At 55.5% G+C, this 26,410-nt stretch carries 21 protein-coding genes and 1 other annotated feature; of the genes, 13 read left to right on the top strand and 8 right to left on the bottom strand.

Features of this window, described 5'->3' with window-relative positions:
- Positions 1-19 precede the first annotated feature (19 nt).
- From urtA to atzF, 4 genes are read right to left on the bottom strand one after another with little or no spacing between them, the layout of a single operon-like run.
- Positions 20-1,288 carry an urea ABC transporter substrate-binding protein gene (gene urtA / locus G5574_RS16750; RefSeq protein ID WP_164483253.1) on the bottom strand — a complete coding sequence of 423 codons (1,269 nt, stop codon included), beginning with the start codon at positions 1,286-1,288 and terminating at the stop codon, positions 20-22.
- 30 nt (positions 1,289-1,318) lie between these two features.
- Positions 1,319-2,020 (bottom strand): GntR family transcriptional regulator, encoded by a 702-nt coding sequence (locus tag G5574_RS16755; RefSeq protein WP_006117610.1) that lies wholly within the window; start codon positions 2,018-2,020, stop codon positions 1,319-1,321.
- 9 nt (positions 2,021-2,029) lie between these two features.
- Positions 2,030-5,647 (bottom strand): urea carboxylase, encoded by a 3,618-nt coding sequence (gene uca, locus G5574_RS16760; RefSeq protein WP_164482930.1) that lies wholly within the window; start codon positions 5,645-5,647, stop codon positions 2,030-2,032.
- A gap of 2 nt (positions 5,648-5,649) precedes the next feature.
- Positions 5,650-7,446, bottom strand: a complete 1,797-nt coding sequence (gene atzF / locus G5574_RS16765) for an allophanate hydrolase (RefSeq protein WP_164482931.1) — start codon at positions 7,444-7,446, stop codon at positions 5,650-5,652.
- 270 nt (positions 7,447-7,716) lie between these two features.
- Here atzF and sltY point away from each other — a divergent pair, with 270 nt between their 5' ends.
- Both sltY and trpR read left to right on the top strand, forming a co-directional pair.
- Entirely contained in the window at positions 7,717-9,636 is a 1,920-nt protein-coding gene (gene sltY, locus G5574_RS16770) for a murein transglycosylase (protein ID WP_164482932.1), read from the top strand.
- Positions 9,637-9,681: 45 nt separating this feature from the next.
- Positions 9,682-10,029 (top strand): trp operon repressor, encoded by a 348-nt coding sequence (gene trpR / locus G5574_RS16775; protein WP_164482933.1) that lies wholly within the window; start codon positions 9,682-9,684, stop codon positions 10,027-10,029.
- On the opposite strand, the gene yjjX is transcribed toward trpR, so the two are convergent.
- On the bottom strand, positions 10,007-10,522 hold the full coding sequence (gene yjjX, locus G5574_RS16780) for an inosine/xanthosine triphosphatase (RefSeq protein ID WP_006117615.1): 516 nt from the start codon (positions 10,520-10,522) through the stop codon (positions 10,007-10,009). The genes trpR and yjjX overlap by 23 nt on opposite strands.
- Positions 10,523-10,582: 60 nt before the next feature.
- Here yjjX and gpmB point away from each other — a divergent pair, with 60 nt between their 5' ends.
- On the top strand, positions 10,583-11,230 hold the full coding sequence (gene gpmB / locus G5574_RS16785; protein ID WP_033740218.1) for a 2,3-diphosphoglycerate-dependent phosphoglycerate mutase GpmB: 648 nt from the start codon (positions 10,583-10,585) through the stop codon (positions 11,228-11,230).
- 46 nt (positions 11,231-11,276) lie between these two features.
- Here the strand turns inward: gpmB and robA are convergent, their stop codons facing one another.
- Positions 11,277-12,143 carry an MDR efflux pump AcrAB transcriptional activator RobA gene (gene robA, locus G5574_RS16790; protein ID WP_006117617.1) on the bottom strand — a complete coding sequence of 289 codons (867 nt, stop codon included), beginning with the start codon at positions 12,141-12,143 and terminating at the stop codon, positions 11,277-11,279.
- Positions 12,144-12,340: 197 nt separating this feature from the next.
- Here robA and creA point away from each other — a divergent pair, with 197 nt between their 5' ends.
- Positions 12,341-12,814: a protein CreA gene (creA, locus tag G5574_RS16795; protein ID WP_006117619.1), complete on the top strand. Its 474-nt coding sequence runs from the start codon at positions 12,341-12,343 to the stop codon at positions 12,812-12,814.
- 39 nt (positions 12,815-12,853) lie between these two features.
- Here creA and arcA read toward each other — a convergent pair whose 3' ends face one another.
- Positions 12,854-13,570, bottom strand: coding sequence for a two-component system response regulator ArcA (gene arcA, locus G5574_RS16800; RefSeq protein WP_006117620.1), 717 nt, complete (start codon positions 13,568-13,570; stop codon positions 12,854-12,856).
- 601 nt (positions 13,571-14,171) lie between these two features.
- Here arcA and G5574_RS16805 point away from each other — a divergent pair.
- The 5 genes from G5574_RS16805 to thrC all read left to right on the top strand — a co-directional run bounded on the left by G5574_RS16805 (position 14,172) and on the right by thrC (position 19,897).
- A complete protein-coding gene (locus tag G5574_RS16805; protein WP_006117621.1) occupies positions 14,172-14,876 on the top strand; it encodes a tRNA/rRNA methyltransferase in 705 nt (234 codons plus the stop codon).
- A 187-nt stretch (positions 14,877-15,063) separates the two neighbouring features.
- Positions 15,064-15,132, top strand: coding sequence for a thr operon leader peptide (gene thrL / locus G5574_RS24050; protein WP_071988721.1), 69 nt, complete (start codon positions 15,064-15,066; stop codon positions 15,130-15,132).
- Positions 15,071-15,190, top strand: a sequence feature (Thr leader region). (Overlaps the previous gene by 62 nt.)
- Before the next feature lie 25 nt (positions 15,191-15,215).
- The gene (thrA, locus tag G5574_RS16815; RefSeq protein WP_033740220.1) at positions 15,216-17,678 is read left to right on the top strand and encodes a bifunctional aspartate kinase/homoserine dehydrogenase I; all 2,463 of its coding nucleotides are present in this window, start codon (positions 15,216-15,218) and stop codon (positions 17,676-17,678) included.
- 2 nt (positions 17,679-17,680) lie between these two features.
- Positions 17,681-18,610: a homoserine kinase gene (gene thrB, locus G5574_RS16820; RefSeq protein ID WP_006117623.1), complete on the top strand. Its 930-nt coding sequence runs from the start codon at positions 17,681-17,683 to the stop codon at positions 18,608-18,610.
- Positions 18,611-18,613: 3 nt separating this feature from the next.
- Entirely contained in the window at positions 18,614-19,897 is a 1,284-nt protein-coding gene (gene thrC / locus G5574_RS16825; RefSeq protein ID WP_006117624.1) for a threonine synthase, read from the top strand.
- Between the two features lie 52 nt (positions 19,898-19,949).
- On the opposite strand, the gene yaaA is transcribed toward thrC, so the two are convergent.
- Positions 19,950-20,723, bottom strand: coding sequence for a peroxide stress protein YaaA (gene yaaA, locus G5574_RS16830; RefSeq protein ID WP_054634518.1), 774 nt, complete (start codon positions 20,721-20,723; stop codon positions 19,950-19,952).
- A gap of 207 nt (positions 20,724-20,930) precedes the next feature.
- On the opposite strand from yaaA, the gene tal reads away from it, so the two are divergent.
- The 4 genes from tal (at position 20,931) to dnaK (ending at position 26,318) form a co-directional block, all read left to right on the top strand.
- Positions 20,931-21,884 carry a transaldolase gene (tal, locus tag G5574_RS16835; RefSeq protein ID WP_033740221.1) on the top strand — a complete coding sequence of 318 codons (954 nt, stop codon included), beginning with the start codon at positions 20,931-20,933 and terminating at the stop codon, positions 21,882-21,884.
- Positions 21,885-22,000: 116 nt separating this feature from the next.
- Positions 22,001-22,588 (top strand): molybdopterin adenylyltransferase, encoded by a 588-nt coding sequence (gene mog, locus G5574_RS16840; RefSeq protein WP_006117627.1) that lies wholly within the window; start codon positions 22,001-22,003, stop codon positions 22,586-22,588.
- A 104-nt stretch (positions 22,589-22,692) separates the two neighbouring features.
- Positions 22,693-24,000 carry an MFS transporter gene (locus G5574_RS16845; RefSeq protein ID WP_164482934.1) on the top strand — a complete coding sequence of 436 codons (1,308 nt, stop codon included), beginning with the start codon at positions 22,693-22,695 and terminating at the stop codon, positions 23,998-24,000.
- 407 nt (positions 24,001-24,407) lie between these two features.
- Positions 24,408-26,318, top strand: coding sequence for a molecular chaperone DnaK (dnaK, locus tag G5574_RS16850; protein WP_164482935.1), 1,911 nt, complete (start codon positions 24,408-24,410; stop codon positions 26,316-26,318).
- Positions 26,319-26,410 lie beyond the last annotated feature (92 nt).

A 26,410-nucleotide genomic window follows, 5' to 3' on the forward strand; every position in this document is an offset into this window, starting at 1 on the left:
CGCGAGGGCGGTCTGAGTTTTACTGCGTCGTTTTCACGGGATGATCCGGTTTTTTATCATTGCCGGGAATATACGGGCTCCAGGGCTGGGCGCGTACCGGTTTGTCCGTCTGCCAGACCACGTTAAACTGACCGTTTTCTTCAACTTCGCCAATCATCACGGGTTTGTGCAGATGGTGGTTGGTCTGATCCATCGTCAGGGTAAACCCGTCCGGGGCCTTAAAGGTCTGACCGGCCATGGCCGCACGCACTTTATCCACATTGGTCGTACCGGCTTTCTCGACGGCCTGCGCCCACATATGAATGCCTACGTAGGTGGCTTCCATCGGGTCATTGGTTACCACGGTGCTGGCATTCGGCAGATTGTGCGCTTTTGCATAAGCCCGATAGTCGGCAACAAATTTCGCGTTGGTCGGATTATCTAAGGATTCAAAATAGTTCCAGGCTGCCAGCTGACCGACCAGCGGTTTAGTATCAATCCCACGAAGTTCCTCTTCACCCACCGAGAAGGCTACGACCGGGATATCGGTGGCTTTGATGCCCTGGTTAGCCAGTTCCTTGTAGAACGGTACGTTGGAATCGCCATTGATGGTGGAGACCACCGCGGTTTTGCCGCCAGCGGCGAACGTCTTGATATTAGAGACGATGGTCTGGTAATCGCTGTAGCCAAACGGGGTGTACACTTCCTCGATATCTTTATCCTGCACGCCTTTTGAATGCAGGAAGGCGCGTAAAATCTTGTTGGTGGTGCGGGGATAAACATAATCTGTTCCCAGCAGGAAGAAACGTTTGGCCCCGCCGCCATCCTGGCTCATCAGGTATTCCACCGCCGGAATCGCCTGCTGGTTTGGTGCTGCACCGGTATAAAAGACGTTCGGCGACATCTCTTCACCTTCGTACTGCACCGGATAGAAGAGCAGACTATTCAGTTCTTCAAAGACCGGCAGCACGGATTTGCGCGATACCGAGGTCCAGCAACCAAACACCACAGCCACTTTGTCCTGGGTCAGCAGTTGCCGGGCTTTCTCGGCGAACAGCGGCCAGTTTGAGGCCGGATCCACCACCACGGGCTCCAGTTTTTTCCCCAGCACGCCGCCTTTGGCGTTAATTTCATCGATGGTCATCAGGGCGACATCTTTAAGTGGCGTTTCAGAAATGGCCATGGTGCCGGAAAGGGAGTGCATGATGCCTACTTTGATGGTGTCAGCCGCCTGAGCGCTCCAGGCGAACCCCATGCCCGCGACGGTAGCTGAGAGAGCAAAAGCTTTAAGCAATGAACGTCTTTTTATCGATGGTAAACCCCTAATGGTATGGATACGTTATTCAATGGGTTGAAGCCGGGCCTGCTGGAGCATGTGTAGCGTGATTTTTCTGACCTCCGCTTTACTGACGGCAATGTGCCCGGTCAGGATCTGGCGGGCGTCGCGGGTCTCTTGCAATAAAATGGCTCGCAAAATCTGTGCGTGTTCGCGATAGGTCGCCGCAATACGATCTTCCCGGGTAAAATCAAGCCGCCGGATAATGCGGATTTTTTCTGTCAGCTCGGCATGGATCCGCGCCATTTCCGCATTGCCCGCAGCGGCGACCAGCGTCATATGAAACGCCTCATCATGCTGTGAAACCCGCTTGCCATCTTCCACCTGCGCGGCTTCGCACCAGAACTGATACAGCTCGCGTAGCCGGTCGGCGCACTGGGTCGGCGGCAACGCACACAGGCGCGTGACCGCCTCGCACTCCAGGACGGTACGCAAATCGTACAGCTCTTCGAAGTAGGCAAAATCAAAGGCTTTCACCTGCCAGCCGCTGCGAAACCACACGTCGACATAGCCTTCACGCTCCAGCCAGAACAGGGCCTGGCGAACCGGAGTGCGGCTGACCGCCATGCGCTCTGCAATCTCACTTTCGCTGAAGCGGTCGCCGGGCATCAGGCGGAACTCAAAAATGTCGTTTTTCAGTGCCTGGTAAACCCGTTCTGCCAGTGCTTCCGGGCGGGCTTTGCTTCGTGGTGATCGGGTCGTCATCGGCGCTCCTTATTCCAGCCACAGCAGCGTGTCGCCAGGGCTGACAGGGCGGCCGGCCTGGCAGGCCACGCGTTTCACCCGACCCGCGCAGGGAGCCGTAATGGCCAGTTCCATTTTCATTGCTTCAACAATCACCAGTGTTTGTCCAGCACTCACCGTCTCGCCCGCCTGCACCAGCACTTTCCAGATGTTGCCGTTCATATCTGCCTGTACAGCCTGCGCGTTGTTATCCTCAGCGGGCGCGTCTGACTCGGCCTCAGTGGAAGTGGGGGCTTCCGGCTCCTCCTGCGACCAGAGCCGGACCTCCTGCTCAAATGCCGCGGCCTGGCGCTGGCGAAACGCCGCAATGTCGTCGGCGTTCGCCGCCAGAAACGCCTGGTGAGCGGCAAAATCGAATTCAGTTTCTTCGATACGCAGCGCAGCACGGCCCTCGCGGAAATCATCACGAAGTTGCGCCAGTTCCTCTTCGCTCACCGGATAGAAGCGCACCTGATCGAAGAAGCGCAGGAGCCAGGGCTCACCGGCACCGAACTGCGGGTTTTTCAGGAAGGTGTTCCAGATGGGTAACGTACGGCCGACAAGCTGGTAACCGCCGGGAGAGTCCATGCCGTAAATGCACATGTACATGCCGCCGATGCCGACGGTGCCCTCTGCGGTAAAGGTACGGGCCGGACTGTACTTGGAGCTGAGCAGGCGATGGCGAGGATCAATCGGCACCGCGCAGGGTGCACCCAGATAAACATCGCCCAGGCCCAAAATCAGGTAGCTGGCATTGAACAGCGTATCGCGGACCTGTTCACGATCGGATAATCCATTGATACGTTGAATAAAATCGACATTATTGGGTAGCCAGGGCGCGCTGGCGCGCACGGTTTCTTTATAACGTTCGACGGCACCGAGCGTGGCGCTGTCTTCAAACGCCATCGGCATCCAGACAATGCGAGAGGGCACTTTCAGCGTGCTGACATCACCGAGCATGGCTTCCCGGGCCAGCAGCTCGGACATTAACTGGGACTGCGACAGGGTAAGGCTGTCATAGCGAATTTGCAGTGAACGCACGCCGGGGGAGAGCTCTTCGATGCCGTCAACCGGTCGCTCACGCAGCGACGCCATCAGCAGATGAACACGGAGGCGGAGCGCCAGATCCAGCACGTTGTCGCCATATTCGATCAGAATGTATTTATCGCCGGCCTGACGATACACCGCCTGCGGTGTGGTGTCGGTGGCGGCAACGGCGGCGAGCACGGTAGCGGAGCCAAAGCGGTTGTCGGCCAGCGACGGTACGTCAAACGTCTGCGCCGTGTGCGGACGCAACGTGGCGATGACCTGCAACCGGGCATTTTCCAGCGCGACGGCTTCTTCGACGCTGATGGGATGGAAGCGAATTTTATCGCCCGGTTTGACCTGGCCGACCTTCCACAGTTCGGCTTTGGCTATCGTCACCGGGCAGACAAAGCCGCCGAGGCTGGGACCGTCGTGTGTCAGGATGACCGGAAAGTCACCGGTGAAGTTGATTGCGCCAATCGCGTATTCACAGTCGTGCACGTTGGACGGATGCAGGCCCGCTTCACCGCCGTTAGCGCGCGTCCAGGCCGGTTTAGGCCCGACCAGACGTACACCAAGGCGGTTGGAGTTGTAGTGAACCTGCCAGTCGCTGGCAAAGAATTCATCGATGGCGGCCTGGGTGAAAAAGTCAGGTGCGCCGTGCGGTCCGTACAGGACATCAATGTGCCATTCGCTGGTGTACGTTGGGATCAGCGCCGGGCTGAGTGCCTGCGGAGCGCTGACCGGCGCGGGCGTGGTGCAGGCTGCCAGTGACGGTTGCGAGACAGGCAGCATATCGGCAACCCGAAGCGTGCGACCGGCGTGCCCGCCAAACTGGCCCAGAGAAAAGGTGGAACGACTGCCAAGGTATTCCGGGACATCAAAGCCGTTACGGATAGCCAGATAACAGCGGCAACCGCGCTGGGCGCGACCCAGTGTCAGCGTTTGGCCAGCATTGACCGTTATCGGCTGCCAGTTGCTGACAGGGATGCCATCCAGCGTGGCACCGCAGTCTGCCCCTGTGAGAGCAAGGGTCGCCGCGCAATGAAAGCGCAGCGTTGGGCCCTGCAGGGTAAATTCCAGCCCGGCCGCCGACTCGTGATTTCCGACGATGCGGTTGGCAAGGCGGAAGGCATAATCATCCATCGGACCTGACGGCGGTACGCCGATATTCCAGTAACCCAGACGGCCCGGCACGTCCTGGATGGAGCTGAACGTGCCCGCCTGCAGCACTTCGACTACGGCTGCCGCGGGCGTAAAGCTGTCCAGAAAACGTGTCCAGACCTTGCCGCTAAGGAACGCCTCGGTGGTCACGACCTGCCGCAGATAATCAAGATTGGTGGCGATACCGTGCAGTTGTGTGGCGTTCAGTGCGCAGTGCAGTTTTTCCAGCGCCGCCTCTCGCGTGTCCGCATGGACGATGAGCTTGGCGATCATCGGATCGTAATAGCTGGAAACCTCGCTGCCGGTCGTCACCCAACTGTCCACACGGACATCGTCAGGAAAACTGACATGCGTGAGCACGCCGGGGCTGGGCTGGAAGTTTTTTAACGGATCTTCGGCGTACAAACGGACTTCAATCGACGCGCCCTGCGGTGCCTGCTGCAGGCGCGGCCAGTCGATCGCTTCGTCAGCGGCGACGCGCAACATGCATTCCACCAGGTCGAGGCCGGTGACGCATTCGGTGACCGGATGCTCAACCTGCAGGCGGGTATTCACTTCCAGGAAATAGAAGGCGTCCTGCTGTGCATCATAAATGTATTCCACGGTCCCCGCGCTGCGGTAATTGACTACCTCACCCAGCCGAACGGCCGAGGCGAGCAACGCCGCGCGCGTGGCCGCGGGCAGGCAGGGCGCGGGGGTTTCCTCCACCACTTTCTGGTTGCGGCGTTGCAGCGAACAGTCGCGCTCACCCAGCGCCACCACGGTGCCCTTGCCATCACCGAAGATCTGCACTTCCACGTGGCGGGCATGATCGATACAGCGTTCGAGGAAAACGCCGGCGTCACTAAAGAATTGTTCGCCCAGTCGACGGACGCTCTCCCATGCATTGCGCAGTGCCCCGGCGTCGGCACAGCGCGTCAGCCCAATGCCTCCGCCGCCTGCCGTGCTTTTTAACATCACCGGATAACCGATGGATTCGGCTGCGCTGAGGGCGTCATCAAGTGTGTTGAGCAGCGGCGTGCCTGGCGTCATCGGTACTCCGGCCTGCGCGGCTAACTCACGGGCGCGATGTTTCAGCCCAAACTCGCCAATTTGCGCAGCCGTGGGACCGACAAACACGATACCGGCCTCTTCACAGGCGGCAGCAAAGGGCAGACTTTCTGACAGAAAACCATAGCCGGGCCAGACCGCCTGGGCGCCCGTTTCCTGCGCCGCCGCCAGAATTTTGTCGATGCGCAAATAGCTGTCACTGGCTTTGTCGCCGCCCAGACCCACGGCGATATCCGCCTCTTTCACATGCTGCGCGTTGCGGTCGGCATCGGAAAACACGGCCACGCTTTTAATGCCCAGACGTTTCAGCGTGCGGATGGCGCGACAGGCAATTTCACCCCGGTTAGCAATCAGGACTGTGCTGAACATAATTAGTTACTCCCAGGCGAGGCAAGCCAGTTACGCCAGCCGCCAAATTCAGTGATTTCCAGCGCGCCGGTTAGCGCGGCACCTTCACAAATAAAGCCTTTCACCACACGTCCATCGGCAAGCGTCAGATTGCCAATGCCCAGTGGGGCAGGGATTTCCGCCACAAACTCACCGAAGCGCGCCAGCGGGATATCCCAAAGTTCAACGGTAATGGCCGCCCCCTGTTCTGTGCGCATCAGGCCGGGTTTCTTAATCGGACCCTCTAATAAGGCAAACAGGCGATACTGGCTGGCGGTCTGCGTCTCTTCCACCAGAACGGCCTGGCGCGTGGTGAGCTGGAAATTAAGGGGCATCCCGGTCAGGTGTGCGCCGACGACGGCCACACGAACATGATCGTGGGATGGAGGAAGCGCCATCGGGGAGGGCGGCAGTGGCAGGCCGGTTGCGCCGAGAGGCAGGGCCAGAGCCTGCTGCCAGCGCAGTCCAAACTGCGCCAGCGCGCGGTCATGCCAGGCGGGAGCGATGAGCGTAATGCCCGCCGGCAGGTCGTCGTTTCTGAACGGGGCGGGCAGGGCCAGTGCAGCAAGATCGGCCAGATTAGTGAAGTTGGTATAAGTGCCAAAATGCGCGTTATACAGCACCGGCTCCTGCTGCATTTCGTCCAGCGTGTAAATGGTGGGCGAGGTGGGCACCACCAGCGCATCAAACGAGGCCAGAACCTGCTGAATGTGCCGGGCCAGTTCGGCACGCTGGTATTCGGCCTGCCAGGCATCCACGGCGCTGTACTTCAGGCCATTCGCCACAATGCCGTGGACCACCGGATCCATGTTCTCTGGCTGGTTAAGCATCTCGCCTACGGCGACGGTGCGCTCGGCGACCCACGGACCCTGATAAAGCTGCTCGGCGAGCTGGCGGAAAGGAGTAAAGTCAATGGGATGCAACGTCGCGCCGGTCGCCTTCAGTGCGCTGAGCGCGGCATCCCAGGCGGCTTCGGCGGCAGCATCATCGTAAAATTCCGGTGTAGCCGGAATGGCGAAATCAGGACGGGCTTTCATGCCTGCTGGGGCCGTACGGGGATTCACGCGCGAATAGGCGTCTTTCTCGTCGTAGCCACCGGCCAGGCTGGCCACGGTAAAGGCGTCTTCAACCGTCAGCGCAAACACCGAAATCGTATCGTTCAGGCGACAGGCCGGGACCACACCACGGGCAGAGAACCAGCCCTTTGTCGGTTTCAGGCCGACAATATTGTTAAACCCTGCCGGCACCCGACCTGACCCGGCGGTGTCAGTACCGAGTGAGAAAGCCACCAGGCCACGCGCCAGTACTGAGGCCGATCCGGAACTGGATCCGCCACTGACAAAATCCGGATCAAAGGTATTACACACCGCGCCATAAGGTGACCGTGTGCCCACCAGGCCGGTTGCAAACTGATCAAGGTTGGTTTTACCGATGACCACCGCACCTGCTGCTTTCAGGCGCGCCACCACAAAGGCATCCTCTTCAGCGGTGTAGCTAAACGCCGGGCAGGCGGCGGTGGTCGGCCAGCCTGCGACATCAATATTGTCTTTGACCGCGAACGGCACACCGAACAAAGGAAGCGCGTCGGGATCCTGCTGATAGCGTGCCAGAAGCGGCGTGATTTGTGCTTCGAGCTGCGCCGGACTGGCAAGACAGATCCAGGCATTATCACTGGGTTCCTGTTCCGCCAGGTGGGTTGCCAGCAACGTGTGAAGCTGCTGTGGGTGCTGCCGGGCGCGTTGCTGCCATTCGCTAAGGGTCAAGCCAGATGTTGAAGCCATGCAATAAATTCCAACTGGTATACAAGATGGAATTCAACAGAGCAAAGGCTGTGCCAGATTTTTAACTTGATGAATCAAAGAGATAAAGCGGCATGCCATAAGTTTATGTGATGATAAAATGCACAACGGTAGCGCAGAACGTGTGACATTGCGGTGCGCCACGCCTGCGCAAAGGTAAATTTTGTGAAGAACATGGCAAGAGTGGCTTCCCCTGGTTAGCATGAATAACGTCTGGCACCCTGCCAGGGCCCAGCAACAGAGGAGATTTACGTGGAGAAGTGGCGTAACGGGATGATAGGGATCTGCCTGGTGAGCATGGCCGGCAGCGCATGGGCTGATTCGCTTGATCAACAACGGCAACGATATCAACAGATTAAACAGGCGTGGGACAGTAACCAGATGGCGACAGTCGATCAACTGTTACCGACGCTGCAGGATTATCCGCTTTATCCCTACTTAGAATACCGTTTGCTGGCGCAGGATCTCGATCAGGAAACCAGCCTGGCGGTGCAGAACTTCATTCAAAAGTACCCCACCTTGCCCCCGGCACGGTCGCTGAAAACACGGTTTGTGAACGTGCTGGCCCATCGTCAGGACTGGCAAGGCGTACTGAATTTCAGCCCGGATGAACCGACGCCGGTGCAGGCGCGCTGCAACTGGTATTATGCAAAATGGTCTACCGGTCAGCAGCAGGCGGCCTTTGCGGGCGCAAAAGCGATTTGGCTGCGCGGCACCGCCTTGCCGAATGACTGTGACAAGCTGTTTTCAGTCTGGCAGGCCTCAGGGCAGCTCTCGCCTATTACGGTGCTGGAGCGCATTCGTCTGGCGATGAAAGCGGGCAATGACAGCCTGGTCAGCTATCTGGCGAAGATGCTGCCCGCTGATTATAAGACGATGTCGGATGCCTTACTGACGCTGCAGAAAGATCCCCAGTCCGTAACGACTTTTGCCAACAGCGTTGGCGCCACCGACTTTACGCGCCAGGCCACTATCTTTGCCTTCGCCCGTGTGGCGCGTGCCGATATGGAAAATGCCCGCAGCATGATTCCCGAACTGGTCCGGGCGCAAAAAATGGGGCCGGAGGATGAGCAGGCGCTGAAGGAGATTGTGGTCTGGCGCATGATGGGCAGCGATCTGACTTCTGAGCAAGCGCGCTGGCGCGATGCGGTGGTGATGAACAGCGAATCAACTGCCTTGCTGGAGCGGCGCGTCCGCCTGGCGCTGAGTGAAAATGACCGTCGTGGCCTGAATACCTGGATTGCCCGTCTGCCGGTAGAAGCGAAAGAGAAAGACGAATGGCAATACTGGCAGGCCGATCTGCTCTATTCCAAAGATCGCAAAGAAGAAGCCGATGAGATTCTGCGCAAACTGATGACGTCACGCGGCTTTTACCCGATGGTGGCTGCACAGCGTCTGGGCGTGAATTATCCTCTGCAGGTAGATGCCGCACCGAAACCCGACAGCGCCACGATACAGGGGCCCGAGCTGGCCCGGGTACGCGAGCTGATGTACTGGGGGCTGGATAATCTGGCGCGAAGCGAATGGGCCAACCTGATTAACAGCAAAACCCATGTCCAGCAGCAGATGCTGGCGCGTTACGCAAGCGAGCAGGACTGGTGGGATCTCAGCGTACAGGCCACCATCACCGCAAAAATGTGGGACAGCCTGAAAGAACGCTTCCCGCTGGCATGGCAGAATCTTTATAAGCAGAACACGCAGGGGAAAACCATTCCGCAGAGCTATGCGATGGCGATTTCCCGTCAGGAAAGTGCGTGGAACCCGAAAGCGCGTTCCCCGGTCGGTGCGAGTGGCCTGATGCAAATTATGCCCGCCACCGCCACGCATACCGTGAAGATGTTTAGCATTCCTGGCTATGTGAATCCGTCTCAGCTGTTCGATCCGCAAACCAATATCCAGATTGGCACGCAGTATCTGGATTATGTCTATCAGCAGTTTGATAAGAACCGGATCTTCGCCTCGGCGGCCTACAACGCCGGGCCCGGTCGCGTACGGACCTGGCAAAACAGCACCGCGGGCAATCTGAGTGCCGTCGCCTTCATCGAAACCATTCCGTTTTCCGAAACGCGGGGTTACGTGAAGAATGTGCTGGCTTATGATGCCTACTATCGCTACTTCCTGGGCCAGCCTGACAAGATCCTGTCAGATGCTGAGTGGAATCGCCGTTACTAGCTGTGTTAAGCTTCCGTACTCTTTAGTGAGTACGGAAGCCCTATCATGAACCAACCTGCTGTGCCACCCGAAACTGAACAGTCTGCGGAGTCGAACTGGCTACGTTTTGTTGATCTGATTCAGCAGGCGTTTGCCGACCAGCATGCGTTACCGCTCCTGCAACTCATGATGACGCCCGATGAGCGGGAAGCCTTTGGCACACGTCTGCGTATCATCGAATCGCTGCTGAACGGCGACATGAGCCAGCGTGAGTTGAAAAATGAGCTTGGCGTCGGCATCGCGACCATCACCCGGGGATCGAACAGCCTGAAAGAGGCGCCTCCCGCACTCAAGCGCTGGCTGGAGGCCCAATTGCGCCACCCGGAGTCGATTACGCGTAATAAGGATGCGTAAACGGGCAGAGTGCCAGAATTAACGCCTGATGATACACACTGGAGCGGCTGAGCAGACCATGGGTTAACGTGCCTATCGCACCGCCTTTGTGTTTAATGTTTTCTATGCCGGTCAGGCGCGCCATCTCGTCGCCCAGTTCACGGCCTTCACGTAAACCCGCCATCACGGGCGGCGGCAGCGTAAAGCTGGCTGAACGTGATTCACCCCGCTGCTTGTGGTTTTCCACCACTATCCAGGCAAACGCGCTCTCTTCTTCAATGCCTGCTTCAATCGCGACCCAAAAATCGGCTTCCGGGCGAACCTGACGGGCATTCATGACGCGCTGACGTGCGCCGGTGCGGGTTTCAAGATTAGAGAGGGGCTGTGCTGCCACGCCGCTCTCGACCTCCACCCCTTCTGTATGGCAGGATCCCTCGCCGAAAACGTCGTTGAATGCCTGAGCAATCGCACGAATCTTCGCTGGATTGGTGGTAGCTGCGACGACATGGTACATAATTAATTGAACCCTCAGGTAATAAAGGCGATTTTGGTCGCAGTATAACGGAAACTACGCATGCTACAGGTCTATCTTGTTCGTCACGGTGAAACGGTATGGAATGCAGAACGACGCATTCAAGGGCACTCCGACAGTCCGCTGACGGCAAAAGGCGAGCACCAGGCCCGTCAGGTCGGTGAACGGATTAAACACGCAGGTATCACCCATATCATTTCCAGCGACTTAGGACGTACCCGACGTACGGCAGAAATCATTGCCGATGCCTGCGGCTGCGATGTCACCTTTGACGCCCGCCTGCGCGAACTGAATATGGGCGTGCTGGAAAAACGCCTGCTGGACGAGTTGAGTGCGGAAGAAGAGGGCTGGCGCGCGTCGCTGGTTAACGGCACTGAGGGTGGCCGTATTCCGCAGGGCGAATCTATGACTGAACTGGCGCAGCGTATGCAGGATGCCCTGAATGCCTGCCTGGCGTTACCGGCTGGCAGCCGCCCCTTGATTGTCAGCCATGGTATGGCGCTGGGCGTGCTGGTGAGCACCATTCTGGGATTGCCTGCGTATGCGGAACGTCGTCTTCGTCTGCGTAACTGTTCGATTTCCCGCGTTGATCATCAACAAAGCGCCTGGCTGGCAGCGGGCTGGGTGGTCGAAACGGCGGGAGATATTTCGCATCTTGACGAGCCCGCGCTGGACGAACTTCAGCGGTAAGTTGACAGATCATGCCGTCATCGCGACGGCATAATCACAAACGCGATTAACGGCGAATCGGGATCAGATACTCGCACTTAATATCTGCTGGGGGTTCGGTCCGTTTCTTTCCGCCATGGGTAATAAAACGTTCAATATCCTGGCCCTGACGGCGAGTCAGTCCCAGTGTCGGCATGCAGGTGCCATACAGTAACAGGATAAATTCCTGCAAATCTACGCGGGGACCTGCATAGTTGAACTGCACATAGTCGCCTGCTTCCAGGCTGACGTTCTGCCCGGAGTGCATATTCGTTGCGCTGTCCACAGGCACCGCCGTGGTATACAGAATCTCCTGCTCATCATCCTTTTCATGACTGGCACGGACCTGGTGCAGACCGTAAAGCACTGGCGGCACCGTATCCGTTTCCAGCAGAAACTGCCGCCAGAAGTGGAGGCGCATTTCATCACGATATTTGGAAATTTGTTCCAGCGTGCAGGTGTAGCTCTGTGTCTGACCAAACAGTACGGTTTCCGGCAGCGTAACGAACTGGTGTTCCGGCAGCGTGTCATTGCCCAGGCGAATCGGTGGGCGAATGCCGAAGGAGTTCCAGTCAGATGAACGGCGATACCATGCAGGGGTTTGATTAAACTGCTTTTTAAAGGCACGCGTAAAGGTCTGCTGGGAATCGAACCGATACTGTAAGGCGATATCAAGAATCGGGCGACTGGTCAGGCGAAGCGCGACGGCGGCTTTAGAAAGACGCCGTGCCCGGATGTAAGCGCCGATGGCGTGCCCGGTGACATCTTTGAACATCCGTTGTAGATGCCATTTAGAATAACCTGCCTTAATGGAAACGTTATCCAGTGAAAGGGGTTGATCCAAATGGCTCTCCAGCCAGGCAAGCAAATCGCGAATGATACCGGCTTGGTCCATAAAACATCCTCATACTCTGGTGGCGCAGCTAAATGAAGTCGACGAATAATAGTACTTATAGCGTAAAGACGTGATCGGCTTTGATTGGGGTAGTTGTACTATTCACTAACGCGGGAGTTTATACCCTTTTTGCATTGGTTATTGTATCAATTGACAGTACATTACATGCTCATCTATTACATTTGCAATGGTAACTCATGACAATAACTCGTCTTGCGATCGCCACCTTCGCTGGTCTGCTATTTTCCAGTTCGCTGCTGGCCGAAGAGATCGGCTCGGTCGATACCGTATTTAAGATGTTTGGGCCGGACCACAAAATTGTGGTGGAAGCGTTCGATGATCCTGATGTTAAAAATGTAACCTGCTATATCAGTCGGGCGAAAACGGGCGGGATTAAGGGCGGACTGGGACTCGCAGAGGACACGTCTGACGCCGCTATTTCCTGTCAGCAAACCGGACCGGTTGAGTTAAGTGATAAGATCGCCAAAGGAAAAGCGCAGGGTGACGTTGTGTTTCGCCAGCGTACTTCCCTGATTTTTAAGAAGTTGCAGGTTGTTCGCTTCTTTGACAGCAAGCGCAATGCGCTGGTCTACCTGGCGTATTCGGATAAGGTGGTGGATGGTTCGCCGAAAAATGCGCTGAGTGCCGTGCCGATTATGCCCTGGCATTAACGCATAAAAAACGCCCGAAAGGGCGTTTTTCTGAGGCCGTTACTCTTGCAGGTCACCGCAGAAACGATAGCCTTCACCGTGAATGGTAGCGATGATTTCTGGCGTATCCGGTGTGGATTCGAAATGTTTACGAATACGGCGGATGGTGACGTCAACGGTACGATCGTGAGGTTTCAGATCGCGTCCGGTCATTTTTTTCAGCAAATCAGCACGGGTCTGAATTTTGCCGGGATTTTCGCAGAAGTGCAGCATGGCGCGGAACTCGCTGCGCGGCAGTTTGTACTGCTCACCGTTGGGATTGATCAATGAACGGCTGTTGATATCCAGTTCCCAGCCGTTGAACTTATAGCTCTCGACCTGACGACGCTCTTCATTAGGCAGCGGTAAGTTCATGGTGCGTAACAGCAGATTACGTGCACGAATAGTTAACTCACGCGGATTAAATGGCTTCGTGATGTAGTCGTCTGCGCCAATTTCCAGTCCAAGGATCTTATCAACTTCGTTATCGCGTCCTGTCAGGAACATTAATGCCACATTAGCTTGCTCACGCAGTTCACGCGCCAGTAACAGGCCGTTTTTGCCCGGCAGGTTGATGTCCATGATAACTAGGTTGACATCATTGTCGGTCAATACCTGATGCATTTCTGCACCATCGGTCGCTTCATACACGACATAACCTTCCGCCTCAAAAATACTTTTGAGGGTATTACGCGTGACCAGTTCGTCTTCAACGATGAGAATGTGCGGGGTCTGCATGTTTAGCTACCTAATTTTGCCAACTAAATTGAAAACAGGGCGTACAGCGGTTAGGTGCTCTCCAGTGCGGAGAACGGCAAGCTTTGCTGAACCGTTGTACGAAAGTCATTGTGATAAGCTTTTATCAAGGTCAACAACCGTGTTCGCTCAGCCAGCCGTAACGACAATTCCATGCCCTGCGGAATAATAAATTGAAACATATACTAACTGTCTTAACAGCAACCTAACAGCAATAACAACAACTGCTAAGCATAAAAACAACGCTTCGTTGACTTATATCAAATGCAATTGTAGCACGTTAACATTTCTGTGAAAAACATCCCGAAAAATTGACGCAGAAGGCGATTACACGTCATTTTTGTACCGACAGGCACAGCACAGCACAAAACGGGATGTTAGAAACTTACTATCACAGGGGGCTGAATTGAAAGGCTTTTATTTTGAAGTTTCTGATAATGTGCACTTTATGATAAAAAAGGACGCAATGGCTTTTTTTAACGTGTTTTAACATGTATTTCAGGGTGTTAACCTCAAAGCTTATACCTCTTAATATCACGCTACATGTTACACTGCACCGTCTACATTTACTGATGGAATGATCATGCTTTTTCCTCTTATCCTCGTCTCGCCCGCCCGGCCGGAAAATATCGGCGCAGCGGCCCGTGCCATGAAAACCATGGGTTTTAGTGAACTGCGCATTGTCGCCAGCGATGCCTGGCAGGACCCGGCTGCACGCCGTGTGGCGCACGGCGCGGGGGACATCCTGGATAACGTGAAAACATTTGCTACGCTGGCTGATGCGCTGGCGGATATCGATTTTTCCGTCGCCACCACCGCGCGCAGTCGCGCCAGGTTCCGTTACTACGCCACGCCCCAGCAGGTTGAAGCCCGGTTGCTTGAAAAGCGGCAGTGGGTAAACAGTATGGCGCTGGTGTTTGGTCGCGAAGACAGTGGGCTGACCAACGAGGAACTGGATCAGGTTGACCTGCTCACCGGGATCCCTATGGCGCAGGACTATCCTTCATTAAATCTCGGGCAGGCGGTGATGGTGTACTGTTATCAGTTAGCGGCCCTTAACCAGGTCACAGCGCCCGTTACGCCGCTTGCCGATGCGCAGCAATTGCATGCGTTGCGCCAGCGTCTGACGCAGCTACTCCAGCAACTGGATGTCAGCGACGACATCAAAATGTCAGACTGGATTAATCAGCGTATTGGTTTGCTGGAACAGCGCGACAGTGCAATGCTGCATCGCCTGTTACATGATGTGGAAAAAAAGCTCGCAGAGAAATCCTCGGGGAATGCGTAACTATTTAGTGACAGATGTTAATTAAGCGCACGATACCAAACGATTCGCCAGGTTTTTTTCCTGCAATCACACGCTAAGCATGGCGAGTTTTTTTTGCGCAAAGGATAAAACCGTTGACTTGATGTGCGCTTTGATTTACTTCTTAGAACCAGACGGACAATCAATGACAGACAGAAAATAAATCTGAATGCGTAATCACAGCCTGAACACCACAATTATTACCACCACCATTACCATGGGTAACGGGGCGGGCTGACGCATCCAGGAAAAACAAAAAAAGAAGCCCGCACCTCACGAGTGCGGGTTTTTTTTTGACTCAAAATCAGGAGAGTTGACATCATGCGAGTGCTGAAATTCGGTGGGACCTCGGTGGCCAATGCAGAGCGTTTTCTGCGCGTCGCCGATATTCTGGAAAGTAATGCGCAACAGGGACAGGTTGCTACCGTGCTTTCTGCACCTGCAAAGATTACCAACCACCTGGTTGCGATGATTGAAAAAACCATCAGCGGTCAGGATGCGTTGCCCAATTTGAGTGATGCGACGCGCATCTTCGCAGAACTGCTGCAGGGGCTGGCCGAGGCACAACCCGGTTTCGACTATGAGGGGCTGAAAAGCCGTGTTGACAGCGAATTTGCGCAACTTAAACAGGTTCTGCACGGCATCAGCCTGTTAGGACAGTGCCCTGACAGCGTCAATGCGGCCATTATCTGTCGGGGCGAGAAGCTCTCCATTGCCATTATGGAAAAGCTGTTAGAAGCCCGTGGCTATGGCGTCAGCGTGATCGACCCGGTCGAAAAACTGCTGGCCATCGGTCATTATCTGGAATCAACCGTGGATATCGCCGAGTCAACCCGCCGCATTGAAGCCAGTCAGATCCCAACAGAAAACATGATCCTGATGGCTGGTTTCACCGCCGGTAACGAACGGGGTGAACTGGTGGTGCTGGGCCGCAACGGTTCTGACTATTCAGCGGCGGTGCTGGCGGCCTGCCTGCGGGCCGATTGCTGTGAGATCTGGACCGATGTGGACGGGGTTTATACCTGCGATCCGCGCCAGGTTCCGGACGCGCGCCTGCTCAAATCCATGTCTTACCAGGAAGCAATGGAGCTGTCCTATTTCGGGGCCAAAGTTCTGCATCCTCGCACTATCGCACCTATCGCGCAGTTTCAAATCCCTTGCCTGATCAAAAACACGGCTAATCCCCAGGCGCCAGGTACGCTGATTAGCGGCAACGGCGAGCAGGATGAGTATCCGGTCAAAGGCATCACCAACCTGAACAATATGGCGATGTTTAACGTCTCCGGCCCGGGCATGAAAGGCATGGTGGGCATGGCGGCCCGCGTCTTTGCCACCATGTCGCGCACCGGCATTTCTGTGGTGCTCATTACCCAGTCTTCGTCTGAATACAGCATCAGCTTCTGCGTTCCTCAGAGCGAGCAGGCCCGCGCCCGTCGCGTGCTGGAGGACGAATTCTATCTTGAACTGAAAGATGGTCTGCTGGATGCGCTGGACGTTATCGAAAATCTGGCGGTGATCTCGGTCGTGGGTGACGGAATGCGTACCCTGCGCGGGATTTCAGCCAAGTTCTTCTCTGCGCTGGCGCGGGCCAATATCAATATCATTGCGATTGCTCAGGGCTCGTCTGAACGATCAATTTCCGTCGTGGTAAACAATGACGACGCCACCACCGGTGTTCGCGTGGTGCACCAGATGCTGTTTGCCACCGATCAGGTGATTGAAGTCTTCGTGGTGGGCGTTGGCGGTGTGGGCGGCGCCCTGCTGGATCAGTTGCATCGCCAGCAGGCCTGGCTCAAACAGAAGCATATCGACTTGCGCGTATGCGGTATCGCCAATTCCCGTGCGCTGTTAACCAATGTACACGGTATTGATCTCAGTAACTGGAAAGGCGAGATGGAGCAGGCCAAAGAGCCGTTCAATCTGGGACGCTTAATTCGTCTGGTAAAAGAGTATCATTTGCTCAATCCGGTCATTGTGGACTGCACATCAAGTCAGGCGGTGGCCGACCAGTACGCGGATTTCCTGGCTGAGGGCTTCCACGTAGTGACGCCGAATAAAAAGGCGAATACCGCGTCATGGGAATATTACCAAAAGATGCGCGCCGCCGCTGCCGGATCGCGCCGTAAGTTCCTGTACGACACTAATGTGGGCGCCGGTTTGCCCGTTATTGAAAATTTGCAAAATTTGCTGAATGCAGGCGATGAATTGATCCGCTTCTCCGGTATTCTGTCGGGATCGCTGTCGTATATTTTTGGCAAACTGGATGAAGGTGTCTCGCTGTCGGAGGCCACGCGCATGGCGCGCGAAATGGGATTCACTGAGCCGGATCCGCGTGACGATTTATCCGGCACGGATGTCGCGCGTAAGCTGCTCATTCTGGCCCGCGAAGCCGGCTATCAACACGAAATGCACGACATTGAGATTGAGCCGTTGCTGCCAGCGCACCTGACCGCCATCGCCGATGTTGAGCAGTTTATGCAGCAACTGCCCGACGTCGATGCGGCGATTGCCGCCCGAGTGGCGCAGGCGCGTGAGGCAGGCAAAGTGTTGCGTCTGGTCGGCGTGATCGAAGAAGGCGGGGCGTGCAAAGTCAAGATCGAGGCAGTAGACAGTAACGATCCGCTTTTTAAAGTGAAAAACGGTGAGAATGCACTGGCGTTCTACAGCCGCTATTATCAGCCCATTCCGTTGGTGTTGCGCGGATACGGTGCAGGAAATGACGTGACAGCAGCGGGCGTGTTCGCCGATCTGCTGCGCACACTGTCGTGGAAGTTGGGAGTGTAATGATGGTAAAAATTCATGCGCCGGCCTCAATAGGCAATGTCAGCGTGGGCTTTGATGTGCTGGGCGCGGCGGTCTCGCCAGTGGATGGTTCATTGCTGGGAGATTGCGTCTCGGTCGAGGCGGCCGACAGCTTTAGCCTGAGCAATACTGGCCGCTTTGTCAGTAAACTGCCCAGCGATCCTAAAGAGAATATCGTTTATCAGTGCTGGGAGCGGTTCTGCGAAGCCATTGGCAAAAGCGTGCCGGTGGCGATCACGCTGGAAAAAAACATGCCTATAGGCTCGGGGCTGGGCTCCAGCGCCTGTTCCGTGGTTGCGGGTCTGATGGCCATGAACGAATTTTGTGGCAAACCGCTGGATGACAACCAACTCCTGACGTTAATGGGGGAGCTGGAAGGGCGCATTTCCGGTAGCGTGCATTACGATAATGTCGCGCCGTGCTTCCTTGGCGGGATTCAACTGATGATCGAGGAAAATGGGATCATTACCCAGGCGGTGCCAGGCTTTGACGACTGGCTGTGGGTGATGGCCTATCCGGGCATCAAAGTGTCAACAGCGGAGGCGCGGGCGATTTTACCGGCGCAGTACGCGAAGCAGGACTGCATCAAGCACGGCCGACTGCTGGCCGGATTCATTCATGCCTGCCATACGCGCCAACCCGCGCTGGCGGCTAAACTGATGCAGGATGTGATTGCTGAGCCGTACCGGACTCAGCTGTTACCGGGCTTTGCCCAGGCACGTCAGGCTGCTCAGGATATCGGGGCGCTGGCCTGCGGTATTTCGGGCTCTGGCCCCACGCTCTTTGCCATTTGCAACCAGATGGAAACGGCACAGCAGATGGCCGACTGGCTGAGCCAGCACTATCTGCAGAACGATGAAGGCTTCGTCCATATCTGCCGTCTTGATACGGCTGGCGCACGTAAACTGGGATAACGCATGAAACTCTACAATCTTAAGGATCATAACGAGCAGGTCAGCTTCGCCCAGGCGGTGAAACAAGGTCTGGGTTCACAGCAAGGGCTGTTTTTCCCGCTTGAGCTGCCTGAATTTGAACTGACCGACATCGATGCCATGCTGGAGATGGATTTTGTTACACGCAGCAGCAAAATCCTCTCTGCCTATATTGGCGACGAAGTGCCGGCGGCGCACCTGACTGAACGCCTGAAAACGGCCTTTACCTTTCCGGCACCGATCAAAGCGGTGACCGATGATGTCGCCTGTCTTGAACTGTTCCACGGCCCAACCCTGGCGTTCAAAGACTTTGGCGGCCGTTTTATGGCGCAGATGCTGTCCTATGTAAGTGGTTCAGATGAGCAGATCACGATTCTGACGGCAACCTCTGGCGATACCGGTGCCGCCGTCGCCCATGCGTTTTACGGCATGGAAAATGTGCGCGTCGTGATCCTGTATCCGCAGGGCAAAATCAGCCCGTTGCAGGAGAAATTGTTCTGTACGCTGGGCGGCAACATCGAAACCATTGCGATTGACGGCGATTTTGATGCCTGCCAGGCATTGGTCAAACAGGCCTTTGATGATCAGGAACTGAAGAAAGCTATCGGCCTGAACTCAGCCAACTCCATTAATATCAGCCGTCTGCTGGCGCAGATTTGTTATTACTTTGAAGCCGTCGCGCAACTGCCGCAGGAAAAACGTAATCAACTGGTCGTCTCTGTACCAAGTGGCAACTTTGGTGATTTGACGGCAGGTCTGCTGGCGAAGTCACTTGGGCTGCCGATCAAGCGGTTTATTGCGGCAACGAATGCCAATGACACGGTGCCGCGCTTTCTTGGCAACGGCGAATGGCAGCCTAACGCGACCGTCGCGACATTGTCGAACGCCATGGATGTGAGCCAGCCGAATAACTGGCCGCGCGTTGAGGAGCTGTTCCGTCGCAAAACCTGGCGCCTGAGTGATTTAGCCTACGGCGCGGTATCCGACGCGGTGACGCGCGAAGCGATGCGTGATCTGGCGAAACTGGGTTACGTATCAGAGCCGCACGCGGCGATTGCCTGGCGCTTGCTGCGTGACCAGTTACAGGACGGCGAGTACGGCTTATTCCTTGGCACGGCGCACCCGGCGAAGTTCCTGGAGAGCGTGGAAAGTATTCTGGAGCAGAAGCTGGCGCTGCCGACTGAACTGGCAGAGCGTGCCGATCTGCCGTTGCTGTCGCATACCATGAAGGCAGATTTTGCCTCACTGCGTGCCTTTTTGCTGAAATAAAAGAAAGGTGGCTCGTGCCACCTTCCTGCATTCAGTCGCGCGTCGGGCAGGTTTACTGTTCGGCGCGTTTAAACACCAGTTCGTTGTCTCTGCTTTCCTCTGCTGCAAACCGATAACCCTCAAGGTCAAACCGGGTTAACTGCTCAGGTTGGGTCAGGCGCTGCTGAATAATAAAGCGGCTCATCAATCCCCGGGCCTTCTTCGCATAGAAACTGATGACTTTATACTTGCCGTTTTTCTCATCCAGAAACACCGGCTTGATCAGGCGCGCCTGCAGTTTTTTCGGTTTGATCGCTTTGAAGTATTCGTCTGACGCCAGATTAATCAACACGTCATCGCCCTGGCGGGCAAGGGCTTCATTCAGTTTTTCAGTGAGCAGGTCGCCCCAGAAGCTGTAAAGATCCTGGCCTGCCGGATTCGCCAGCTTGATGCCCATCTCCAGGCGATACGGCTGCATCAGATCCAGCGGACGCAGTAAACCGTATAAGCCCGACAGCATCCGCAGATGTTGCTGCGCAAAGTCGAAATCGTGTTCGCTAAAGGTTTCAGCCTGCAAACCGGTGTAGACATCGCCTTTGAACGCCAGAATAGCCTGACGGGCATTGTCCAGGCTGAAGTCGGGATGCCAGCTGTTGAAACGTTCAGCGTTCAGATGGGCCAGTTTATCGCTGATACTCATTAATGACGCGATCTGCGCAGGCGACAGCGTACGCGCAATCTGAATCAACTGTTGTGACTTTTCTAACAGGGCAGGTTGGGTAAAGTGCTGCGTGGCCAGGGGGCTTTCATAATCCAGCGTTTTGGCGGGCGAGATCACCATCAACATCGTCGCGTCCTCAGTAAGTCCCTTTCAGAAAGGGGAGAGCCAGTCATTGTTGCTGCGAGTGTAGCAAAAAAGCCGCAAGGATCGGCAAATCACTCCCATTCGTTCGCGCTATCGTAAACGGCATTCCCCGACCTTGCACCGCCGTTGCCGCGTGATATTATCCCAACAGCCTTTTATCACCCTGACAGTTAACTAAGAGAAAAGAACATGACGGACAAACTGACCTCCCTGCGTCAACTGACCACCGTAGTGGCCGACACCGGTGATATCGCAGCGATGAAGCTGTATCAACCCCAGGATGCCACCACCAACCCTTCTCTGATTCTTAACGCAGCTCAAATCCCTGAATACCGTAAACTGATTGATGAAGCGATCGCGTGGGCACGTCAGCAGAGCAACGATAAAGAGCAACAACTGCAACTGGTCTCTGACAAACTGGCCGTAAACATTGGTCTGGAAATCCTTAAACTGGTCCCGGGCCGCATTTCGACCGAAGTGGATGCGCGTCTTTCTTACGACACAGAAGCCAGCATTGCCAAGGCACGCAGCCTGATCAAACTGTATAACGATGCCGGTATCAGCAACGATCGTATCCTGATCAAACTGGCGTCAACCTGGCAGGGTATTCGTGCAGCAGAACAGCTGGAAAAAGAAGGCATCAACTGTAACCTGACGCTGCTGTTCTCCTTCGCCCAGGCGCGTGCCTGTGCGGAAGCGGGCGTGTATCTGATTTCGCCTTTTGTAGGCCGTATCCTCGACTGGTACAAAGCGAACACCGATAAAAAAGAGTACGCGCCACACGAAGATCCAGGCGTGGTATCCGTCTCTGAAATCTATAACTACTACAAGCAACACGGTTATGAAACGGTGGTTATGGGGGCAAGCTTCCGTAACGTCGGTGAAATCATTGAGCTGGCTGGCTGTGACCGTCTGACCATTTCACCTGCGCTGCTGAAGGAGCTGGCTGAAAGCGAGGGCACGCTGGAGCGTAAGCTGAGCTACAGCGGTGAAGTGAAAGCGCGTCCGGAGAAAATGACCGAGTCAGAGTTCCTGTGGCAGCACAACCAGGATCCGATGGCGGTGACCAAGCTGGCGGAAGGTATCCGCAACTTTGCCATCGACCAGGGCAAACTTGAGAAGATGCTGGCAGAAATGCTGTAATCGTTCACCGTGGCGGCACCGTCGCCACGGTTTTCCCTTTCCGTCACGGTTTGTTATTCTTTTCACTACGTCCTTTCCTTATCACCGCACTGCGGTAAACCACAGCGAACAACATCATGAACACATTACGTATCGGATTGATCTCGGTTTCCGATCGCGCAGCGAACGGCATTTATCAGGATCAGGGCATTCCGGCTCTGGAAGCCTGGCTGAGCGGTGCGATCAGCACGCCTTTTGAACTGGAAACGCGACTGGTTCCGGATGAGCAGCCCATGATTGAGCAGGCCATTTGCGAGCTGGTGGACGAACGCTTCTGTCATCTGGTGCTGACCACCGGTGGAACCGGTCCGGCACGTCGTGATGTGACGCCGGATGCGACGTTAGCGGTGGCCGATCGCGAGATGCCAGGATTTGGCGAGCAGATGCGGCAAATCAGCCTGAAGTTTGTGCCGACCGCGATTCTATCGCGCCAGGTGGGCGTGATTCGTAAACAATCCCTGATCCTTAACCTGCCCGGTCAGCCGAAATCCATTAAAGAAACGCTGGAGGGGCTGAAAGACGCGCAGGGCAACGTCCTGGTCCCAGGTATTTTTGCAGCTGTACCTTATTGTTTACAGTTGCTCGACGGACCTTATGTCGAAACCCACGCGGAATGTGTAGCAGCTTTTCGCCCAAAAAGCGCCATACGTGAGATAAATAACTAAATATTCTGCTTTTCAGGAATAAGCTACAGCCTGGCTGGTGTGGTGATAAATTGACGGTATAGTAAGCACAGCTTTACAACCGTTCTCTTTATCTCTGGACGCCTATGACCACACTTGAGACGCCGCGCCTGAAACCTCAGGACTATAAAACGCTGGCACTGGCTGCGCTGGGTGGCGCGCTGGAATTTTACGACTTTATCATCTTCGTTTTTTTCGCCGCCGTTATCGGTGAACTCTTCTTTCCCGCCGATATCCCCGACTGGCTTCGCCAGTTACAGACGTTCGCCATTTTTGCCGCGGGTTATCTGGCGCGTCCGCTTGGTGGCATCATCATGGCGCACTTTGGCGACAAAGTGGGCCGTAAAAAAATGTTCAGCCTGAGCATATTGCTGATGGCCTTACCCACCCTGGCAATGGGCGCGTTGCCCACCTGGTCGTCGATTGGTCTTGTCGCGCCGCTGTTGATGCTGCTTCTGCGCATGCTGCAGGGGGCGGCTATCGGTGGTGAAGTGCCTGGTGCATGGGTGTTTGTGGCGGAGCATGTACCTTACAAACGCATTGGTATTGCCTGCGGCACGCTGACCGCCGGCCTGACGATTGGCATCCTGTTGGGATCGGTGGTGGCAACCTTAATTAATACAACGCTGACGCAGCAGGCGATTCACGATGGTGGCTGGCGCATTCCTTTCTTTCTGGGCGGGGCGTTTGGCTTAGGCGCCATGTATTTACGCCGCTGGCTGCATGAAACGCCGGTTTTCGTGGAGATGCAGCAGCGCAAAACGCTGGCGCAGGAACTGCCGCTGAAAACCGTGGTCATGAAACATCGAAAATCGGTAGCGATTTCAATTCTGCTGACCTGGATGCTGTCGGCCTGTATCGTTGTGGTGATTTTGATGGCACCGGTCTGGTTGCAGAAACAGCATGGAATGGTGCCGGCGCTGACCTTAAAAGCCAACAGCATTGCGATTATTATGCTGTGTGTGGGCTGTATCGTATCCGGACTGCTGGTGGACCGCTTCGGTACCAGCCGGATATTAAGCACAGGAAGCGTATTGCTCGCACTGTGCAGCGGGCTGTTCTATTCGCTGGCACCGCAGCATCCCGATTACCTGTTTTTGCTTTACGGGCTGGCAGGTCTTAGCGTGGGTGTTGTCGGGATTGTGCCCTTTGTCATGGTGCGCGCGTTCCCCGCCGAGGTTCGCTTCACCGGCCTGTCTTTTTCCTACAACCTTTCCTATGCGGTGTTTGGCGGGCTGACGCCGATTTGCGTAACATTGCTAATGAATGTGTCTCCCCTGGCGCCTGGCTGGTATGTCATGGCGCTGGCGCTGGTGGGACTGATCGTCAGCGTCTGGCTGAGACAGGATATCAGCCACGAGCCTTGCCTGAGTGAAGGCATCAATCAGGCCTGAACCCTGTACGCGGAGCCCGGCTCCGCGCTTTCTTTTTCTCTGCCAGCCGCGGCGTGCAGTCTGATGCTCGCCGCCGCGCCCTGCGCCAGATAAAAGCGTACCGTACCCGGACTGCCCATTGTATGGATGAACAGAACCGAAACGTGGACTGTTTCGAGGCGGCATTTTGCCGCACTCTCGTCAGGGAGCGCGTCAGTTTATTATCTTGGTTAAGGCAGCCTGAGCGGCCGTTGAAAATTTTTTTTCATTTAACCCTTGATGCGCTTCTAAGCGACCCCATTTACTTGTCATCGAGCGTTGTGGACGTTGGAAAAAAAGCATGTGAGGTCGGGTTGAATGTCATCAACCTGCCCACATAAAAGGTTCACAACCCAAACTGGCAACGAATTTAAGTGGGAGATGTTTAGATGGGTAAGATTATTGGTATTGACCTGGGTACAACCAACTCTTGTGTTGCGGTCATGGACGGCACCAAAGCGCGTGTGCTTGAGAACGCCGAAGGCGATCGCACCACGCCTTCGATCATCGCTTACACACAGGATGGTGAAACTCTGGTCGGACAACCGGCTAAACGTCAGGCTGTGACCAACCCGCAGAATACCCTGTTTGCGATCAAGCGTCTGATTGGCCGTCGCTTCCAGGACGAAGAAGTACAGCGTGATATCAAAATCATGCCTTACAAAATTGTGGGTGCTGATAACGGCGACGCATGGCTGGAAGTGAAAGGCCAGAAAATGGCACCGCCGCAGATTTCTGCGGAAGTGCTGAAAAAAATGAAGAAAACGGCTGAAGATTTCCTGGGTGAGCCCGTAACTGAAGCGGTTATCACCGTTCCGGCTTACTTCAACGATGCTCAGCGTCAGGCAACCAAAGATGCTGGCCGTATCGCAGGTCTGGAAGTCAAACGTATCATCAACGAACCGACGGCAGCAGCGCTGGCGTACGGCCTGGATAAAGGCCAGGGCAACCGCACCATCGCAGTTTATGACCTGGGTGGCGGTACCTTCGATATCTCTATCATCGAAATCGACGACGTTGATGGCGAAAAGACCTTTGAAGTTCTGGCAACCAACGGTGATACGCACCTGGGTGGTGAAGACTTCGACAGCCGCCTGATCAACTATCTGGTGGCAGAATTTAAGAAAGACCAGGGCATCGATCTGCACAACGATCCACTGGCGATGCAGCGCCTGAAAGAAGCGGCCGAGAAAGCCAAGATCGAGCTGTCTTCTGCGCAGCAGACCGATGTTAACCTGCCGTACATTACGGCGGATGCTACCGGTCCTAAGCACCTGAACATCAAAGTGACCCGTTCTAAACTGGAGTCGCTGGTTGAAGATCTGGTTGCGCGCTCTATCGAGCCGCTGAAAGTCGCACTGCAGGATGCGGGCCTGTCCGTTTCGGACATCAACGACGTTATCCTGGTGGGTGGTCAGACACGTATGCCACTGGTTCAGGCTAAAGTAACTGAGTTCTTTGGCAAAGAGCCACGTAAAGACGTGAACCCGGATGAAGCGGTTGCGGTCGGTGCTGCGGTACAGGGCGGTGTGTTAGGTGGCGACGTGAAAGACGTTCTGCTGCTGGACGTGACTCCGCTGTCACTGGGTATCGAAACCATGGGCGGCGTGATGACTTCGCTGATCAGCAAGAACACCACCATCCCAACCAAGCACAGCCAGGTGTTCTCGACGGCAGAAGACAACCAGTCTGCGGTAACGATTCACGTGCTGCAGGGTGAGCGTAAGCGTGCCAGCGACAACAAGTCACTGGGCCAGTTTAACCTGGACGGCATTCAGCCTGCGCCACGCGGTATGCCGCAGATCGAAGTGACCTTCGACATCGATGCGGATGGTATCCTGCACGTATCAGCGAAGGACAAAAACAGCGGTAAAGAGCAGAAGATCACCATTAAAGCGTCTTCCGGCCTGAACGAGGACGAGATTGCGAAAATGGTGCGTGATGCTGAAGCGAACGCGGAATCTGACCGTAAGTTCGAAGAGCTGGTGCAGACCCGCAACCAGGGTGACCAGATCGCTCACAGCACACGTAAGCAGCTGGATGAAGTGGGAGACAAACTGTCAGCGGATGACAAAGCCCCAATCGAAGCGGCGCTGAGCGCGCTGGAAACGGCGCTGAAAGGCGAAGATAAAGCAGAGATCGATGCCAAAATGCAGGCGCTGATGGAAGTTTCCAGCAAACTGATGGAAGCCGCACAGCAGTCTCAGGCGGGTGCAGCGGATGCCCACGATGCGTCAGCGAAGAAAGATGACGATGTGGTCGATGCTGAATTCGAAGAAGTAAAAGACAATAAGAAATAATTGCCCCTGACCGGGCGCGACGGTTGCCCTGACAGCCGTTGAAACCAGCACGGGCGTAGGAGTTTTCTCCACGCCCGTGCGATCATGTTAAG

The sequence above is a fragment of the Pantoea stewartii genome (genome assembly GCF_011044475.1).
Lineage (GTDB): Bacteria > Pseudomonadota > Gammaproteobacteria > Enterobacterales > Enterobacteriaceae > Pantoea > Pantoea stewartii.

Coding starts and splice junctions, on each gene's coding strand:
- mog (WP_006117627.1), top strand. CDS start 22,001: ATGAACACATTACGTATCGGATTGATCTCGGTTTCCGATCGCGCAGCG.
- atzF (WP_164482931.1), bottom strand. CDS start 7,446: ATGGCTTCAACATCTGGCTTGACCCTTAGCGAATGGCAGCAACGCGCC.
- uca (WP_164482930.1), bottom strand. CDS start 5,647: ATGTTCAGCACAGTCCTGATTGCTAACCGGGGTGAAATTGCCTGTCGC.
- tal (WP_033740221.1), top strand. CDS start 20,931: ATGACGGACAAACTGACCTCCCTGCGTCAACTGACCACCGTAGTGGCC.
- G5574_RS16805 (WP_006117621.1), top strand. CDS start 14,172: ATGCTTTTTCCTCTTATCCTCGTCTCGCCCGCCCGGCCGGAAAATATC.
- trpR (WP_164482933.1), top strand. CDS start 9,682: ATGAACCAACCTGCTGTGCCACCCGAAACTGAACAGTCTGCGGAGTCG.
- yjjX (WP_006117615.1), bottom strand. CDS start 10,522: ATGTACCATGTCGTCGCAGCTACCACCAATCCAGCGAAGATTCGTGCG.
- thrB (WP_006117623.1), top strand. CDS start 17,681: ATGGTAAAAATTCATGCGCCGGCCTCAATAGGCAATGTCAGCGTGGGC.
- dnaK (WP_164482935.1), top strand. CDS start 24,408: ATGGGTAAGATTATTGGTATTGACCTGGGTACAACCAACTCTTGTGTT.
- yaaA (WP_054634518.1), bottom strand. CDS start 20,723: ATGTTGATGGTGATCTCGCCCGCCAAAACGCTGGATTATGAAAGCCCC.
- G5574_RS16845 (WP_164482934.1), top strand. CDS start 22,693: ATGACCACACTTGAGACGCCGCGCCTGAAACCTCAGGACTATAAAACG.
- creA (WP_006117619.1), top strand. CDS start 12,341: ATGACAATAACTCGTCTTGCGATCGCCACCTTCGCTGGTCTGCTATTT.
- thrA (WP_033740220.1), top strand. CDS start 15,216: ATGCGAGTGCTGAAATTCGGTGGGACCTCGGTGGCCAATGCAGAGCGT.
- G5574_RS16755 (WP_006117610.1), bottom strand. CDS start 2,020: ATGACGACCCGATCACCACGAAGCAAAGCCCGCCCGGAAGCACTGGCA.
- thrC (WP_006117624.1), top strand. CDS start 18,614: ATGAAACTCTACAATCTTAAGGATCATAACGAGCAGGTCAGCTTCGCC.
- gpmB (WP_033740218.1), top strand. CDS start 10,583: ATGCTACAGGTCTATCTTGTTCGTCACGGTGAAACGGTATGGAATGCA.
- arcA (WP_006117620.1), bottom strand. CDS start 13,570: ATGCAGACCCCGCACATTCTCATCGTTGAAGACGAACTGGTCACGCGT.
- robA (WP_006117617.1), bottom strand. CDS start 12,143: ATGGACCAAGCCGGTATCATTCGCGATTTGCTTGCCTGGCTGGAGAGC.